The organism is Streptomyces zaomyceticus, from assembly GCF_014656215.1.
Classification (GTDB): Bacteria; Actinomycetota; Actinomycetes; order Streptomycetales; family Streptomycetaceae; genus Streptomyces; species Streptomyces zaomyceticus.
Map to the genome: position 1 here is coordinate 477,585 of NZ_BNBZ01000002.1, position 15,069 is coordinate 492,653.

General features: G+C 70.9%; 18 protein-coding genes and 1 pseudogene. 11 read left to right on the forward strand and 8 right to left on the reverse strand.

The window, feature by feature from the left end; genetic code table 11:
- Positions 1-583 precede the first annotated feature (583 nt).
- The gene (locus IE311_RS04755; RefSeq protein ID WP_189830249.1) at positions 584-1,177 is read left to right on the forward strand and encodes a hypothetical protein; all 594 of its coding nucleotides are present in this window, start codon (positions 584-586) and stop codon (positions 1,175-1,177) included.
- Positions 1,178-1,667: 490 nt separating this feature from the next.
- Positions 1,668-2,723, forward strand: coding sequence for a magnesium and cobalt transport protein CorA (locus IE311_RS04760; RefSeq protein ID WP_189830250.1), 1,056 nt, complete (start codon positions 1,668-1,670; stop codon positions 2,721-2,723).
- A 173-nt stretch (positions 2,724-2,896) separates the two neighbouring features.
- Here IE311_RS04760 and IE311_RS04765 read toward each other — a convergent pair whose 3' ends face one another.
- Complete coding sequence (locus IE311_RS04765) at positions 2,897-3,565, reverse strand: DUF4097 family beta strand repeat-containing protein (protein ID WP_189830251.1); 669 nt, start codon at positions 3,563-3,565, stop codon at positions 2,897-2,899.
- Between the two features lie 394 nt (positions 3,566-3,959).
- On the opposite strand from IE311_RS04765, the gene corA reads away from it, so the two are divergent.
- The 5 genes from corA to IE311_RS04790 all read left to right on the forward strand — a co-directional run bounded on the left by corA (position 3,960) and on the right by IE311_RS04790 (position 7,692).
- Complete coding sequence (gene corA / locus IE311_RS04770; RefSeq protein ID WP_189830345.1) at positions 3,960-5,042, forward strand: magnesium/cobalt transporter CorA; 1,083 nt, start codon at positions 3,960-3,962, stop codon at positions 5,040-5,042.
- A gap of 118 nt (positions 5,043-5,160) precedes the next feature.
- Positions 5,161-5,487 carry a PadR family transcriptional regulator gene (locus IE311_RS04775; RefSeq protein ID WP_189830252.1) on the forward strand — a complete coding sequence of 109 codons (327 nt, stop codon included), beginning with the start codon at positions 5,161-5,163 and terminating at the stop codon, positions 5,485-5,487.
- Positions 5,484-5,840, forward strand: coding sequence for a DUF1048 domain-containing protein (locus IE311_RS04780; RefSeq protein ID WP_189830253.1), 357 nt, complete (start codon positions 5,484-5,486; stop codon positions 5,838-5,840). Before IE311_RS04775 ends, IE311_RS04780 begins: the two co-directional genes overlap by 4 nt.
- A 1-nt stretch (position 5,841) precedes the next feature.
- Entirely contained in the window at positions 5,842-6,168 is a 327-nt protein-coding gene (locus IE311_RS04785) for a DUF1048 domain-containing protein (protein WP_189830254.1), read from the forward strand.
- Between the two features lie 651 nt (positions 6,169-6,819).
- Entirely contained in the window at positions 6,820-7,692 is an 873-nt protein-coding gene (locus tag IE311_RS04790) for an alpha/beta fold hydrolase (protein WP_189830255.1), read from the forward strand.
- A 321-nt stretch (positions 7,693-8,013) separates the two neighbouring features.
- Here IE311_RS04790 and IE311_RS04795 read toward each other — a convergent pair whose 3' ends face one another.
- The 4 genes from IE311_RS04795 to IE311_RS04810 all read right to left on the reverse strand — a co-directional run bounded on the left by IE311_RS04795 (position 8,014) and on the right by IE311_RS04810 (position 10,180).
- Positions 8,014-8,496, reverse strand: a complete 483-nt coding sequence (locus tag IE311_RS04795; protein ID WP_189830256.1) for a helix-turn-helix domain-containing protein — start codon at positions 8,494-8,496, stop codon at positions 8,014-8,016.
- Positions 8,497-8,583: 87 nt separating this feature from the next.
- Complete coding sequence (locus IE311_RS04800; RefSeq protein ID WP_189830257.1) at positions 8,584-8,943, reverse strand: Asp23/Gls24 family envelope stress response protein; 360 nt, start codon at positions 8,941-8,943, stop codon at positions 8,584-8,586.
- Positions 8,940-9,602 (reverse strand): hypothetical protein, encoded by a 663-nt coding sequence (locus IE311_RS04805; RefSeq protein ID WP_189830258.1) that lies wholly within the window; start codon positions 9,600-9,602, stop codon positions 8,940-8,942. Before IE311_RS04805 ends, IE311_RS04800 begins: the two co-directional genes overlap by 4 nt.
- Positions 9,593-10,180 (reverse strand): RNA polymerase sigma factor, encoded by a 588-nt coding sequence (locus tag IE311_RS04810; RefSeq protein ID WP_229901729.1) that lies wholly within the window; start codon positions 10,178-10,180, stop codon positions 9,593-9,595. Before IE311_RS04810 ends, IE311_RS04805 begins: the two co-directional genes overlap by 10 nt.
- Before the next feature lie 302 nt (positions 10,181-10,482).
- On the opposite strand from IE311_RS04810, the gene IE311_RS04815 reads away from it, so the two are divergent.
- The 4 genes from IE311_RS04815 (at position 10,483) to IE311_RS04830 (ending at position 12,733) form a co-directional block, all read left to right on the forward strand.
- Positions 10,483-10,944, forward strand: a complete 462-nt coding sequence (locus IE311_RS04815) for an Asp23/Gls24 family envelope stress response protein (protein ID WP_229901742.1) — start codon at positions 10,483-10,485, stop codon at positions 10,942-10,944.
- Between the two features lie 75 nt (positions 10,945-11,019).
- Positions 11,020-11,205 (forward strand): hypothetical protein, encoded by a 186-nt coding sequence (locus tag IE311_RS04820; protein ID WP_189830260.1) that lies wholly within the window; start codon positions 11,020-11,022, stop codon positions 11,203-11,205.
- Positions 11,202-12,185 (forward strand): DUF6286 domain-containing Asp23/Gls24 family envelope stress response protein, encoded by a 984-nt coding sequence (locus IE311_RS04825; RefSeq protein ID WP_189830261.1) that lies wholly within the window; start codon positions 11,202-11,204, stop codon positions 12,183-12,185. The genes IE311_RS04820 and IE311_RS04825 overlap by 4 nt, the downstream gene beginning before the upstream one ends.
- Positions 12,182-12,733: a hypothetical protein gene (locus IE311_RS04830; protein WP_189830262.1), complete on the forward strand. Its 552-nt coding sequence runs from the start codon at positions 12,182-12,184 to the stop codon at positions 12,731-12,733. Before IE311_RS04825 ends, IE311_RS04830 begins: the two co-directional genes overlap by 4 nt.
- Before the next feature lie 86 nt (positions 12,734-12,819).
- Here the strand turns inward: IE311_RS04830 and IE311_RS04835 are convergent.
- The 3 genes and pseudogenes from IE311_RS04835 to sigK form a co-directional block, all read right to left on the reverse strand.
- Positions 12,820-13,378 (reverse strand): annotated as a pseudogene (locus IE311_RS04835) (class I SAM-dependent methyltransferase); the annotation flags it as partial.
- Positions 13,379-13,696: 318 nt separating this feature from the next.
- The gene (locus IE311_RS04840; protein WP_189830263.1) at positions 13,697-14,446 is read right to left on the reverse strand and encodes an anti-sigma factor; all 750 of its coding nucleotides are present in this window, start codon (positions 14,444-14,446) and stop codon (positions 13,697-13,699) included.
- Positions 14,443-15,036: an ECF RNA polymerase sigma factor SigK gene (sigK, locus tag IE311_RS04845; protein WP_229901730.1), complete on the reverse strand. Its 594-nt coding sequence runs from the start codon at positions 15,034-15,036 to the stop codon at positions 14,443-14,445. The genes IE311_RS04840 and sigK overlap by 4 nt, the downstream gene beginning before the upstream one ends.
- Positions 15,037-15,069: the final 33 nt, after the last annotated feature.

A 15,069-nucleotide genomic window follows, 5' to 3' on the forward strand; every position in this document is an offset into this window, starting at 1 on the left:
CGGTCCCGGACAACGTGAGGCGCTGGTGTACGTGCGCCCTGTTCGAGGCCCGGGCCGTCGCCGGGCCCGCGGCGAGCGCCGACGCCCGGCGGCCCCCGGCGCGGGTGCGGGGTCGTGGGCCTTTCTTCAGGCCTGGGGGCACGCCCTCGCCGAGACTGGGGAGGACATCGGCCACGCGTATCCGCACCCCCTCTGCGCCCGAAGCCCCCGCCGCCCCCGCAGCCCCTCGCGGCCCCGGCGCGCCGCGCGGACGGACGGACACGATGGACCGGCCCGCCGAAGCCCAGGCCCCCGGCGACGGTCGCAGCTCGGGCCCCGGTGGTCGAGGCAGGGGTACTGCTCAAGGAGACCGAACGGCAGATCGTCGCCGTTCTGAGGGACCGGCGGATCGCCCTGCGGGCGGGATTGACGACGGCCTGGCGTGCCGCGGTGCACCGCCCGCCGCACACCTGGCGCGAACGCAGCCCCTGCCCTCTTCCGAAGGCAGGTGGACGCTCTCTTCTCTCCGTGCGCAGCGCTGTTCCTCACTCCTCGGCGAGGCCATAATCGGGCCACGCGAGCGGCGGGGGTGGGAGGTTACGGCATGAGCGGGGGCCACGGCACGAGCCCGTCCCACCGGCTGTTCGGCCTCGACACGGTGATCCTCGTGGAGCCGAGGCGTTCGGTCCTGCGCCGGTACACGGGTCCGAAGATGCACATGGTGGCGGAGGACGGCACCGTCCTGGCGCACCTGCAGGAACGCGGCACCTTCGCGTACGTACTCCACGACCTCGACGAGCGCCCAGTCCTGGGAGTCGACCTGGTCTCCGGACGGGGCGGATTCGCCAGACCAGTTTTCCTGGTGACCGACCCCGAGGGGGACCTGATGGCCGAGGTCCGTTCTCCCGGCCGTCTCAACCACACCCGGCTGCTCGTCGTACGGACGACCGGGCAGGGCATGCTGCGGATCACCCGCAACGCGCTGCTGGGCCGGGTTTGGCGAGTGGAGGACGATCGCGACGGAGTGATCGCCGAGGTTGCGGTCTCGACGGTCCGCTCGCTGGACGGCCTGCAGGGCTACCGCGTGACATTCGACCGACAGGCGGGGAGCGAGCAGCGCCGTCTCGTGGTCGGTGGGCTGGTGTGTCTTCAGGTGATACGACGCTGGCTGAACTCCCCTCAGGGCAATGCTGCCTGACAGACCGACGGGAAGACGTGTGCCCGGTCACTCGTTCGCTCGCGGAGAGACAAGGCCCTCGCATGTCTGTCGCACGACGGACGGACGGAAGACGAGGAGGAGACCGCGGCCACCAGGTGATCGGCAGGCGGACAACGCCGAACTGGTCTCGGAAGGCACTGGTCCGGAGGCGAAGGCTGTGCGCCCGAGTCGACTACTCGAGGTAGTGGATCGGACTCCGCCTGCTACAGCGCGCTCGGCCCCCACGCTGCGGCGGCAGCAGCCTCCTGGAACCAGGAGTTCCGACGGCTCAAGCGGAGCGGTTGGCGGGCAAACGGTGACGACGCCGGCGTCGAGCAGTTGCTGCTGCGCGCCGGTAGGACTGGGTTGGGCCCAGGCAGGACATTCCCGAGGACTCGGAGGAACATCTATTGCTGTGAGGCCGGCACGGCGCGCCACGCCACTGGTGGCCAGGAAACGGCGCACGTCGGCCGGCCGTGAGGAGGCGGCCATGATCGTCGACTGTGCTCATTACCGGGACGGGCGTCGGCAGCACGAGGGTGCGATGCCACTGGAGCAGGCGGCCGCGCACTGCAAGCTGGGCGGATTCGTCTGGCTGGGCATGTTCGAACCGGGCCCCGAAGAGCTGAGCCGGGTCCGGGAGGTCTTCGGACTGCACGAGCTCGCGGTCGAGGACGCCCGTACGTTCCACCTGCGGCCGAAGGCCGAGCAGTACGAGGACGGCACCGAGCTGATCATCCTCCGCACGGCGCGCTACGACGACGAGCGGGAGGAGGTCGACACCGGCGAGATCAGCATCTTCCTCGCCGAGCACTTCGTGATCACCGTTCGTCAGGGCATCGCGAGCGAGCTGCACGAAGCGCGCAGCCGACTCGAGAACCGCCCCGAGCTCCTGAAGGCCGGCAGTGCGTCCACGCTGTGGGCCATCTTCGACCAGGTGGTGGACAGCTACGCGCCGGTCGTCGAGGAGCTCGAACGCGACATCGAGCAGATCGAGGCCACCGTGTTCTCCGGGACGGTCGCCCCGACCGAACGGATCTACTTCCTGCGCCGTGAGGCGACCGACTTCTACCGCGCGGTACACCCGCTGCTCGCCGTGCTGGGGCGGCGCCTGCAGGCCGGCAAGTCGCCACCCCCGCTCCTGCCGTACATCCGTGACGTGCATGATCACCTGCTGCTGGTCAACGAGGAGGTCGCCGCCCAACGTGACCTCCTGACCACCGTTCTCGAAGCGAACATCGCGGTCATCTCCGTCGAACAGAACAAGATCAACCTTCGGCAGAGCGCCACGATGGAGCGGCTCACCATCCTCGCCAGCGTGTTCCTCCCGCTGTCCTTCGTCGTCGGGTTCTTCGGGCAGAACTTCGAGTGGCTGGTCAGCCACATCACCGGCCTCACGGCATTTCTCGTCCTCACCATCGGGGGACTCCTGCTGCCGTGCCTGATGCTCTACCTCTGGCTCCGCCGACGCCGTGCCCACCCACCGCAGCCGACACCGCAGGTGACCGACCCCCTTCCTCGCGGAACAGCAGCCCCCAGGGAGTGAGGGCGGCACCGGTGTGGAGCCGCCGGAACGGCGGCGAGTCGTTCGTCCTGCTGGCCATCGAGGCGTGGACGACATGGGCCACGAGCGGGTCGACTGGGCCGGCGCCTACACCGACGGAAGCGTCACGGGGCAGCCGGCCCGTCGCTCACGCGCTGCGGTTCGCAGGCCGCGGTTCAGAGGGTGCGGGCGGCGATGTCGCCGTAGGCGGTGGTGGCGCGGATGCTCAGACCGGGAGTGCCGTCGCTCTTCAGGGAGTTGGTGACGCGGCCGTATGCGGTGTCGGCGTCGAGGACGGCGGAGACGCCGGTGGCCGCGCCGACGGTGATGTCGCCCTTCTGGGTGGTCAGGGCGAGCGTGCCGCCGGTGGCCTCGGCGATGCGGATGTCGCCTCGGGCGGTGGTGATCTCGGCTGAGCCGGTGAGGCGGCCGACCTCGATGTCGCCGTCGGTCGCGGTGACGTTCAGGCTTGCTGCCTGGTCGATCTTGATCTGGCGGTGGGCCCCCTGGAAGGCGACGTCGCCGAGGCGTCCCACGGCACGGAGTTCGGCGGCGGCGGCCTCGGCCTCGACGCGGGAGCCGGCGGGCAGCTGGACCGTCACCTCGATGGAGCCGGTGTTCCCGAAAACGCTGCCGCTCTTCGGCTTGGGGACCTCGATGCGAAGGACGCCGTCGGCGTAGGTGACTTCGGTCTGCTCGGCCGTCTTCACATCGCGGCTCTTGGATGCGTCGGCGGGCAGGATCTCGACGGTGGTGTCGGCGCGCTCGGCGGCGACGAGCCGGATGCGGCCGGCGGGGACGGCGAGGAGGGTGACGATCGCGGCGGGGGTGTCGAAGTTCTGCATGGTCCTGCTCCTTCTTCCGTAGCGGGCGCTTGCTCGCCGCGCTGTTTCCGATACGGGAAAAGCTACGTTGCGTTCGAGTATCCGGCAAGCTTGACTCAGCGGAAATTGCCGTAATTGCAGGTCGGATGCTGCATTTCATTGCAATGGTCTGGACTCTAACGCAACGCCACTTGCCTACATTGTTGCAATGGGCTGAGGGTGAATGCGACGGCCCCCTGAGGACCGTCCCGATGGGCCGGGCGTTCGGCGACCACGCCGGGGCAATCCCCGCCTCGGGGCGCGGGCAGGCATGCGCCCCGGAGCATGCGCCCCGGACGCGGGCGGGACTGCCTGTCGTCCCGAACGGGCTGCTGGCAGACTGTCCGGCGATCTGCCGAAGGAGCACCTCGTGTCGATGATTCACCGCCTGCGCAGCGCCGTCCGTCGTACGTACCGGCGCGCTGTGGACCTCAGTCACCCGGCGCGTTCGCCGCTCGGCAGCACGGTGGTCAACTGCGTGGTCTACCGCGACGGGGTGCGCCAGGACGAGGTCAGGTCGGCCGAGGAGGCCCTGCGGCGCGTGCGCAGGTCGGGTGACGGGTTCGTGTGGATCGGTCTGCACGAACCGGAGGAGAAGGAGTTCGCGGGGCTCGCCGAGCTGTTCGGGTTGCACCCGCTCGCGGTGGAGGACGCCGTCCACGCCCACCAGCGGCCGAAGCTGGAGCAGTACGACGACGTGCTGTTCGCCGTCTTCAAGACGGTGTGTTACGTGGAGCACGAGGAGCTCACCGCATCGAGCGAGGTGGTGGACACGGGCGAGCTGATGGCGTTCACCGGGCGCGACTTCGTCATCACGATCCGCCATGGAGGGCACGGTTCGCTGGGCCCGCTCCGTGAGGCCCTGGAATCGGAGCCGGAGCAGCTGGCCAAGGGTCCCTCCGCCGTGCTGCACGCGATCGCGGACCATGTCGTCGACGACTACCTCGCCGTCGCCGAGGCCGTTCAGGACGATCTGGACGCGATCGAGACCGCGGTCTTCTCCGAGCAGGGCCACCGGAGTGACGTCGGCCGGATCTACCAGCTCAAGCGCGAGCTCCTCGAACTCAAGCGGGCCGTGGCGCCGTTGGGCCGTCCGCTCCAGCGCCTCGCGGTCGAACCGCTGCCGATGGTCGCGGCGGAGATACGCGCGTACTTCCGTGACGTGACCGATCACCTGGCGCGGGTCACGGAGCAGGTCGCCTCGTACGACACGCTCCTCGACTCGATCCTCCAGGCCCACCTCGCGCAGGTGACCGTCGCGCAGAACGAGGACATGCGCAAGATCACCGCCTGGGCCGCGATCGTCGCGGTCCCGACCATGGTCTGCGGCGTCTACGGCATGAACTTCGACACCATGCCCGAGCTGCGCTGGACCTACGGCTACCCCATGGTCCTCGGCATCATGGCCGTCGCCTGCTTCGTCATCCACCGCGGCTTCCGCCGCAACGGCTGGCTCTGACCTCCCTCACTGCGACGCCCGGCTGCGTTCGCCGATCCCTGACACCTCTACTACTCGGTGATACCGTGTAGTGGTACTCGGTGCTACGTAGTACCGAGGGGTCCGAGGAGGGCTCGCGATGGATGACCTGACGGAGATGCTGAAGGGCACGCTCGAAGGGTGCGTGCTCGAGATCATCGGCAGCGAGGAGACGTACGGGTACGCCGTCACCCGTCAGTTGAACGAGCTCGGCTTTGCCGACGTCGTCGAGGGAACGGTGTACACGATCCTGCTGCGACTGGAGAGGAACGGGCTCGTCCGGGTGACGAAGCGACCGTCCGAGGTCGGTCCGCCGCGCAAGTTCTACGCCCTCAACGAAGCCGGTCGCGAGGAGCTCGCGAGGTTCTGGGCGAAATGGCAGTACGTCTCATCACGCATCGACAGGCTCAAGGAGGGCGGGAGATGAACTTCTGGGAGACCGTCACGGGCAGTGATCTCACCAGGGAGTGGAAGGCGTTCGAAACCCGGGCCGAGGCCCTGCCGGCCGACCACCGGGCGGCGTGGGGACAGATCAAGTGCCACCTCTTCCCTCACGGGGACTTCACCGGCCGCAACCTGGTGCCGATCCTCGACGCCGCCCTGTGGCTGCTCGAGGAGACGGCGGCGGACGGCCAGAGCGTCCACGAGGCCCTCGGCGACGACATCCGGGGATTCTGCACGGCACTGGCCGGCGGAGCGGGGGTTCGCACCTACCGCGACCGATGGCGCGAGCAGTTGAACAGGAACGTCGCAAGGAAACTGAGCCGGCTGGGAGGCTGACGTGGGCATCCAGGACATCATCGAGGGCAAGAAGCAGTGGCGGGCGCACAAGGCTCGGGTCAAGGCGCTTCCGCCGGACTGTCGGATCGTCTACGAGGAGATGCAGAAGTACTTCTTCAAGGTCGGGCCGATCGACCTGCCTGACGGGCCCCTGCTCCCCGGGATCGTCGACTTCTTCGAGGAGGGCGTCGCCTCGGGCAAGGGGGTCCTGGAACTCATCGGCACCGACGTCGCCGCGTTCTGCGACGACCTGGTCAAGGACTCGCGCACCTACGCGGACGTCTACCAGGAGTCCATCGGCCGGGAATCCGGCACGGCCGAGAGCTAGGACCCGTCACCCCGCCACCGTCTGCCGGGTCGTCCACCGCCTGCCGCGGTAGCGGCCACTGCGACCGTGTGGAGGGCGAAGCAGGCCACGAGAACGACCATCACCACGAAGGGCTGTTGCAGGGTTTGGCGCCAAGGCGGGCAGTCCCCGCCCCGCTGGGGCGCATGGGGTCGATCGCGTCGGCGTGGGTATCCGCGTGCAGCGCGGTGTGCGGATCGGCTGCACCGTGGCTGCCACGAGGGGATTCCCAGCCGTGCACGGGAGATCCGCGCATCATCGCATCGGCCACCATGCCGATCGCGCGGACCCGCCAATGCGCGGCTACCGAAGGGTGCTCGCGGAACGCGGCGACCGCACGCCCCTGCGACTGCCGTCGCCATTGGCGGCGTTCGGCGTGCCCTTAGATGTCGAGGCTCGTTGATCTCCGAGGGCGGGACAAATGGTGCCGATGGGAAAGGTCGGGCAGAGGTGCGACCGCCCGAGCGACTACTTCGCGTATCCCCGCTTCCGCGCGCGTTCTTCACTCACCTGATGGGAATCCCCGCAATGCCTCTCTCCTCACCGCACACTCCGGTCGGGTCATTGCCGGTACCGCGTCCGCCACTGGTGCGCCGGCACCGCTGGGACGGATTGCGCTGTGAGTCGCGTCTGGTGCGGGCGACCTCTCCGCGACTGCGCCCGCTGCTGCTGATCGGCGGCGCCTTCCAGAACAAGGAGACGTGGGGGCGCTGCGAGAAGCTGCTCCTGAGGAACATGGACGTCTTCACCGTCGACCCGCCCGGCTGGGGCATGGCCGACCCGCTGCCCTCGGGGCAGAGCGTGGACGTCTTGGCGGACGCCGTCTGCCACATACTGGACGAGAGCGGTCTGCGGCAGGTCAATGTGGTGGGTGGCTCCTACGGAAGCGCCATCGCCTACCGCATCGCCCAGCGCCGTCCCGACCGTGTGGGAAGGATGGTCCTGGTAGGCACGATGGCGGCCATCCCCGAGCATTCCCGGGAGGCCATGGAGCGTGCGCTGGCCTTTCTGGACGCCGGAAGGATGGACGAGTACGCCCATGCCGCGGTCGACATCCTGATGAATCCGGAGCGCCTCGACGGGATCACCAACGGCTCGCGCGTCCGTCGATTCCTGCTGCGTCGCCTGACCGCCCTCACCGAGGCCGAGGCCGTTCAGGTGAGCTCCAATACGCGGCGTCTGCTGCACCACGCGGAGCTCGACACGAGCGTGCGGGTGCCGGCCCCGACCTTGACGGTGACGGGGGAGCATGACGCCTTCACCACCCCGGCGCAGTGTCGGCGTATGGCTCTGGCGTGCGGCAAGGGGTGGTTCGCGGAAGTCGCCGAGAGCGACCACATGCTCTTCCTGGAACGGCCGACGGAGATCATCGACCTGGTCACCCGCTTCCTGGCCGACGAGCCGCTGCACGGGCTGCCCTACTGCACGCGGGTCGAGCAGCTCTCCTCGAGCTCCCTCCCGGCGCCCCGGACCGTCGGCCCGGGGCCAGGAGGGAGGGCCGGCTGAGCGGTCCGGGTGTCAGACGGCCGGGAACCGCCTGGTCGAGGCTCCTGGAGGAGACGACGGTGCCTGTCGTGCTCTGCGGAAGGGCTGTCGCGGTGAGCCGGGCCAGGCACCGCGGCCACCTCGCCGGCCGCCTGCCGGACCCGCCGGGTTTCCCGCTTCGCACCCTGTGCCAGGCGGTGCAGTACGACTGCCGTCCCGCCGAGCAGGACCGCGGAGGCGATGGCCGCGCCCAGGGCCCGCTGCAGACCCCGACGGGCCCGGGCCGTGAGGTAGCCGGCCGAGAGGCACGAGACCCAAAGAGCTCCGCTCCGTGGGTGCCCCTCAGCCCGTGATGGGGACGGTGAGCAGGAGGTGGAGGACCAGGGACCAGCAGCCCCAGGCCGCGGCCGCGTTGCGCCACCTGCGGCGGCGGAGCCGCGACACCGGGTCGGGGCGGTGAGTCCCCACCGGCATGCCGGTGGGCAGGGCTCGGATCACGTGCTGTGGCAGGGCAGCAGCCCTGTGGGACGGGGGCCGGGTGGCCGGTTCGGCGGGGGCCCGGCCCGGGCGGGGAACGTCGGGGGCGGAGGCGGCGAGGCCGGTCAGGAAGGCGGCATAGGCCCGGCGACGGGCCCCGCGCGGCGACGTGCGGCCCGACTCCCAGGCGCCCACCGTGGCGCTGGTGACCCCGAACGCCGCCGCGACCTGTGCACGGGACAGACCCCAGGCCTCGCGGAGCCCGAGGCGCGTCGCCGGTGTGGGCAACTCGGGGACGTGGCGAGGCCGACGGGCGGGCGGGTGCGGAGTGGCGACAGAGATGCTCATGCCCTGTATGACCATCACCTCGTGGGATCGTCATGTGACGGATCCGAATCTCACCCGGACGGCCGCTCCGGACGGTTCCGGCCCCGGTCAGACGATGCCGGTCACGATTGCCGTCACCGACACCTGGCCGCCGCCGGTTCCGTCCTCTCCTTGGACGACCGGCCGCGTCGCCATCTCGACCGCGAGGCGCACGGCGCGCGTGACATCCGCTGCCCGGTGACCGCGCCGGACCGTGAGCCTGAGTTCCACGTCCCATGAGCCGTCCGCCGAGTTCCGGAGGGCCCGCACGCCCTCCGGAGGGGACGCGTACCGCGAACCCGTGGCCGACGTGGCCGCCGCACGCAGCAGGCCGGTCAGGCCAGGCCGAAGGAAGGCGACTCCGTCGGTGGCACGGGCGGCTGCGGCAGCCGCCCGTTCGAGCTCGGACCGGACGATCCTCTCCGTCATCCCGCGCTCCCTTCCGGACCATGGCCGGTACCGGTGCCGTCCGTGCCCATGTCCTCGTGCAGCACGTCGACGACGCGCACATCGATCTCCCTGACGTCCATGCCCAGCACCCGCTCGGCGACGGCGAACAGCGCACCGCGCACCGCTTCGGCGGCCGTGGGCAGCGCCTCCAACGAGGCCGCCACCTCCACGTGCACCCGCAGCGGGCCACGTCCTTGGCCGACCTCGGCCGCGCCGACGTCCAGCGGCCGGACACGGCAACTGCCCGCGCGGATGCCCGGCAGGCCGTCGGCCGCGGCCCGCAGCTCTCGCGCGGCCGCCGATTCGAAGATCCAGCCCGTGTCGTCTGGCCTCGTGCCCAGCGGCAGGGTGCGCCCCGGTCGTAGCTCCAGCCGTACGACATCCATGACCCGCGCGGTCAGGGCATCGGTGCCGCCGGGCGGATCGAGTTCGCGGGCCGCCGTCACCAACGCGTCGAGCGTGCGCAGATCCGCAAGCGCCGCCGAGCAATGGGGGCAGCTGCCACGGTGCGCGGCCTCCGCCGCCGGGCTCCGCCCGCGCTCGACGGTACCCTCCCACACGGCTTCCAGGGATCGGCCACAGGGCAGCGGGCCGTCGTCCGCGCCGTCGACGGGCTGCCGGTCCGCGTTCAACGCCATTCGCTCATCGCCTCCGTCAAAAAGCGCCGGGCCCGAAAGATCCTTCCGCGTACCGCCGCGGGGCCGATTCCGACGGCCTCCGCGATCTCCTCGTACGACAGCAGGTGCAACTCCCGAAGCACCCAGCATGCTCGCTGCTCGGGCGAGAGCTCGGCCAGGGCCGCGGTCAGGTCCGCGAGCGCCGCGTTGGACTCGGCCGCGCGGGCGGGCGACCCCTCCTGCAGGGGAGCCGCGGGCTCGGGGAGGGCGTCGAGGTCCGTCATGGGACGACGGGAGCGGAGCCGGTTCAAGCAGCGGTTGGTGACGATCCTGTACATCCAGGTGAGGAACGCCGCGTCGCCGCGGAACTCCGGGAGCCGACGCCAGGCACTCACGAAGGCGTCCTGCACCGCGTCCTCCGCCTCCGCCGGGTCACCCAGTATGCGGTTCGCGAGCCCCAGCAGGGTCGGCGCGTGCCGGCGGACCAGCGCCGCGAAGGCCTCCTCGTCGCCCTCACGGGCCCGTGCCGACAGCAGGGCGTCGTCCAGCTCCGCCCTGGTCCCACTGAGCCCGGGGGCTCGGCTGTCAAGCCCTGGCACTCGCTGCTCCTTCCATGCGGGGCTCCGCGACCCCCGCGCCGCGTGCCCGTCGCCCTCGCGACGGGTGCGGAATTCCACCCACCGAGCGTTGGACACCGTGGCAGTCCGAACGTCACGCGATCGCTGTGCCGAGGGAGCCCCCCTCCACCATTCCGGGTGTCTCGCCGACGACTTCGGGAGGAGGCCGTGACGAATTCCCGCTGCCCGTGTCCAACGAAGTGAGCCTGCACTTGTGTCGAGTACGAAGGGGAATTTCCATGGCACAGACGACTGTGGTCGGCGAAACGAGCACCAAGGCACCTATGGAGACGAGGAGGAACCGCGAGAACTCCACGACGCTCACCGCGGGTGGCAGCGGCATCACCGAGCCCGCGGGCAGTCGGGGCAGGACGTCCATCGCGGATCTGGTGGTGGTGAAGGTCGCCGGCATGGCGGCCCGGGAGATCCCGGGCGTGTACGACATGGGCGGGGGACTGGCGCGGACGATCGGGGCGGTCCGCGACCGTGTTCCGGGAGGGCGCCCGAACGTCGGCCGGGGCGTGAAGGTAGAGGTGGGAGAGCGTCAGACGGCCATCGACATCGACCTGGTCGTCGAGTACGGGGTTCCGATCACCGATGTCGCCCGTGACGTGAGGGAGAACATCATCGAGGCGGTGGAACGGACCACCGGGCTGGAAGTCGTCGAAGTCAACGTCGTGGTGAACGACGTGCACCTGCCCGACGAGGCGCCGGAACACCAGGCGGGCGAAGCCCGCGTCGGGTGACGGTCGACGAGAAGCATCCCCCGCGCGGGGACGTGGCCGAGTTTCCGAGCGGGTTGCCCCCGAGTGAGGCGTGTGATGAGCAGATCGCTGGCAGGAACGGCAGTCGGCATGGCGTTGGGGTTCGCCGCGTGGTTCGGCGGGTTCGCCGCCTTCCTCCTCGTCGCGGCGCTGGGCGCGCTCGGCGGCGTGGTGGGTCACCTGTGGGACGAGAGAACAGACCCGAGGGACCTCGTCGCGCGCTGGACCAGGGAGCGGCGATGACCATTCCGAGGCAGACCTCCGCGACGCCACGTGCCGAGAGGGGAACCGTCACCGTCGCCGACCGGACGGTCCGCCGCATCGTCCGCCAGGCAGCCACCGAGGCCCTGGGCGGTGCCGGGACGGCGCGAGAGGTATCCGTCGCCCGACGGGGAGTGCGCGAAGCCCGGGTCCGCGTCGCGCTCGAACTCGCCTACCCCACCGACCTCGCGGACCGGAGCGAACGGGTCCGGCGCCATGTGATGCACCGGGCAACGGCGTTGTCGGGCCTGGACATCTCCCGGGCCGACATCGCGATCGCGAGCCTTTACGCGGCGTCCCCCGGGACAGTCTCGGACACCCTCGGCTCACGCGATGCCTCCGGTGGCCACGGGCCTCCCACCGGCTCGGGAGAGGCGGTGACGGACGAGGAAGTGCCCACCGACGGAACCACGGTTGCCCGTGGGCGGAGGCCGTGGTCCGGACGACCCCTGTCCGCTGCCGCGACGGCCCTCGTCGTGGCAACGGCGGCCGGCGCGCTCCTGGTCCGGGTCGCGCCCGGCGGGCTCACCTCGTCCTCCGTGCTGCGGAGCGTGCCCCTCACCGACGTGCGATGGATCGGGGCGGGAGCGGCGTTCGCGGTGCTCGGGGTGGTTCTGGTCGTACTTGCCCTCATGCCCGGAATGCGCCGGTGGCTGCCGCTGGTCCGGCCGGACAGGGACACCTGGGCCGCCATCGACCGCTCGTCCGTCGGCCTGCTGCTGCGGGACGCCGCCATCAGCGTCGACGGTGTGAGCAGGGTCAAGGTGCGGTCCGGGCGCCGACGCTTCCGGGTGCGCGTCTTCGTCGCCTACGGATCGACGGACGGTGCCAGGCAGGCTGCGGAGTGGAGCGCGTCCGCCGCACTGGGTGGGATCGGACTTGGACGCGCCGGCCGACTGTCCGTCACATCCGTTCCTGACAAGCAGTGGAGACCGCCGACGGGTGAGGAGGCCGCGCCGTGACAGCCGCACGATCGAAGGTGAACCGCTGCATCTTGGCCCTGGTGGGCGGTGCGGCCGTTCTGGCAGGGGGATGGACCGCCCTGACCGGTCTTGCCCGGCGCGGCACCGTGTCCTGGGCGCCGCCCGGTCACCCCGGGGAATGGCTGAGGCAGCACGAACCGTCGACGGCCGTCACCATGGGCCTGCTGGCGGCGGTGACGGCGGCGGCGCTGTGGTGGTGCCTGGCCCAACTACGTACCACCGGACCGTCCACCCTTGGCCTGCCTGGCGCGGGAACACGGGTCAGCCGGCGGAGCCTGGCCCGCGCCATCGCCGCCGACCTTGCCACGGTGCCGGGCGTCGACACGGCCCGGGTCGTCCTCCGGGGCACCACGGCGGACCTCCGGGCCACGGTCGGACTCAGGCTGGCGACGCACGCGGAGCCGGCCGAAGTCATCCGCCTGGTCACCCAAGGCCCTCTGTGCCGTGCCCGCACGGCGACAGGCGTCCGCCTCGGCACAGATCTCCGTCTGACCACGCCCTCCCACCGTGCGCGTCGCGCGCGGTGAACCGAGGGCGACACAGCCGCCCCTCGGCCGAGCCCGGCATCCGGGCCGGCCGAAGGGAACACCAGGCGGTGCCGGTCATGCCGGGCTCACAGGGCGTACCAGTCGGCGGGGGTGGGCGGCGTCGCTGACGTGCCTTCGCGGGTGGGGCGTACGGCGAGGATCTGGTCGACGCCCATGCGGCGTTCGGAGAAGGCGAGCGAGGCACCTGCCAGGTACAGGCGCCACACCCGGGCGATGGTGCGCCCGACCTGGTCCTCGATATGGCTCCAGCGCCGTTCGAGGTGGGAACGCCAGGCGTCGATGGTGGCCGTGTAGTGCTCGCGGAGCGATTCGACGGAGCGGGACTCCAAGCCCGCGGCCTCCAGCAGGTCCACGGTGCGGCCGACGGGGCGCATGTGCATGTCGGGGGCGATGTACGTCTCGATGAACGCGCCACCGCCGGGTGCGTGGGTGCCGCGGGACATCTGCTGGATCAGGAGCCTGCCTTCGGGGCGGAGCGCGTCGTGCAGTTTGGCGGCGAAGGCGGGGGTACTCGGCGTCGCCGACGTGTTCGCCCATCTCGACGGCGGAGGCCGCGTCGTAGCCGCCTCCGTCGATGTCCCGCCAGTGCCGCAGCTGGACGTCCACGAGGTCGGTCACTCCCTCGGCCAGGGTGTACGCGGGGTCGTCGGGCCGGGTCCAGTACGCGCAGGAGTACGCCATCGACTCGTCCCGGAGGAGGGATCGGGGGTTCCCCTCGGGAGGAGGAGCCGACAGGCATCCAGGTTGCGGAGCGGAACCCCGTTCCCGATCGACGCGCGGTCCGGCTGCTGCCTTCCCCCGTACTTCGCCGCGGGCGGCTCGCCGGATGGGGACCTTCGTCGCGGGTGCCGCAGAGCGACGATATGGAGGTGGTCCAAGCCGGCCGAGCACGAGCAGGGCTGCGCGGCGCGCACGGGGCACCCGGCCGGTGCGGGTGCCCGGTCAGGCGGGAAGGGTCATCAAAAGGAGCGGGTCTGTGGTGGGTCGGGGGGATCCTCCGGTGGGTTCGAGAGTGAGGCCGACCGCGCCCGCGTCCGCAGGGTTGCCCGTGAGGATCACGGTGCCGTCGCGGTCGATGAGGCCGGCCGGGCGCATGGTGCCGCCGTGGTCGAGCCACAGCTGGTAGGTCTTCCCGGCACCGGGTGCGGGCAGGCCGGCGGCGGTGAAGACCGCCATGTCCTGCTGGTCGGAGGAGACGACGGTGGTCAGCGCTCCGTTGGCCGCCTTGCCGTGGACGGTGCGCGCGTCCGGGGCCGCCAGCACGGCACTGACCGCGTCGAGCTGCTGCCGGGCCTGGCGGGCCTCCCGTTGGAGGTCCTGTCCGTTCTGCGTCTGCCACACCGCCATGCTGCCCAGTGCGACCGCGGCCACGCCGGCGGCCAGCGCCAGAGGTACCGCACGTCGGCGCAGGATGCCACCGAGTACGGGCGCCTGGCTGGGTGCCGGGATGCGCGGGGGCAACTGGCGTACTCCGTCGATGGCGGCCATGACCTGTGCCTTGGCTGCCGCCGGGGGTGTCCGGGAGACGGCCGCAGCGAGGCGCGCTGTGGTGGCCTGGAACTCGGCCGCTTCCTGCCGACAGGCCTCGCACGATCCGAGGTGGGCGTCGAAGTCCCGCCGCTCGGCGTCGTCGAGTGCGCCGAGGGCGTAGGCGGCGGCGAGGGTGTGGGCGTCGGTGGCGTGGTGTTTCATGTGGTCACCCCCATGCAGTCGCGGAGCCGGATGAGCCCGTCGCGCATGCGTGTCTTGATGGTGGGAAGCGGTGTGCGCAGGGATTCGCCGACTTCACGGTAGGTCAGCCCCTGGTAGTAGGCCAGAGTCACGGCCTGGCGCTGGAGGTCGGTCAGGCCGCGCAGACAGCGGCGTACCTGCTCGGACTCCAGGCGGGTCTCGACCTGTTCGGCGACCTCGTCGAAGGCGGTGGTGTGCTCGCGGGCGGCCTGCGCGTGTTCGCGGTCGGTGGTGGCCTGGGCGGAGCGGACCCGGTCCACGGCCCGGCGGTGGGCGACGGTCGCGGCCCACGCGGTGACGGAGCCGGCCTCGGGGCGGTATCGGGCGGCCTGGCGCCACAATTCGATCATGACCTCCTGGGCGACCTCCTCGGACTGCGCACGGTCGCGTACGACTTTGAGCACGATGCCGAAGACCAGGGGTGCGAGGGCGTCGTAGAGGGTGGAGAACGCCTGCTTGTCGCCGTGGGCGACCCGCTGCATGACGTCGGTGATGTCGTTGCGGTCGGTGCCGGCGGGGCGGCCGACGCTGAAGGGGATCGGTTGGTTCACTTGCGCCGCTCCGGCCGTGGGCAGAAGGCGAAG

Bases quoted from the DNA above. Each gene is read 5' to 3' on its own strand.
- IE311_RS04755 (WP_189830249.1), top strand. From the start codon at position 584: ATGAGCGGGGGCCACGGCACGAGCCCGTCCCACCGGCTGTTCGGCCTC.
- IE311_RS04760 (WP_189830250.1), top strand. From the start codon at position 1,668: ATGATCGTCGACTGTGCTCATTACCGGGACGGGCGTCGGCAGCACGAG.
- IE311_RS04765 (WP_189830251.1), bottom strand. From the start codon at position 3,565: ATGCAGAACTTCGACACCCCCGCCGCGATCGTCACCCTCCTCGCCGTC.
- corA (WP_189830345.1), top strand. From the start codon at position 3,960: ATGATTCACCGCCTGCGCAGCGCCGTCCGTCGTACGTACCGGCGCGCT.
- IE311_RS04775 (WP_189830252.1), top strand. From the start codon at position 5,161: ATGGATGACCTGACGGAGATGCTGAAGGGCACGCTCGAAGGGTGCGTG.
- IE311_RS04780 (WP_189830253.1), top strand. From the start codon at position 5,484: ATGAACTTCTGGGAGACCGTCACGGGCAGTGATCTCACCAGGGAGTGG.
- IE311_RS04795 (WP_189830256.1), bottom strand. From the start codon at position 8,496: ATGAGCATCTCTGTCGCCACTCCGCACCCGCCCGCCCGTCGGCCTCGC.
- IE311_RS04800 (WP_189830257.1), bottom strand. From the start codon at position 8,943: ATGACGGAGAGGATCGTCCGGTCCGAGCTCGAACGGGCGGCTGCCGCA.
- IE311_RS04805 (WP_189830258.1), bottom strand. From the start codon at position 9,602: ATGGCGTTGAACGCGGACCGGCAGCCCGTCGACGGCGCGGACGACGGC.
- IE311_RS04815 (WP_229901742.1), top strand. From the start codon at position 10,483: ATGGAGACGAGGAGGAACCGCGAGAACTCCACGACGCTCACCGCGGGT.
- IE311_RS04820 (WP_189830260.1), top strand. From the start codon at position 11,020: ATGAGCAGATCGCTGGCAGGAACGGCAGTCGGCATGGCGTTGGGGTTC.
- IE311_RS04825 (WP_189830261.1), top strand. From the start codon at position 11,202: ATGACCATTCCGAGGCAGACCTCCGCGACGCCACGTGCCGAGAGGGGA.
- IE311_RS04840 (WP_189830263.1), bottom strand. From the start codon at position 14,446: ATGAAACACCACGCCACCGACGCCCACACCCTCGCCGCCGCCTACGCC.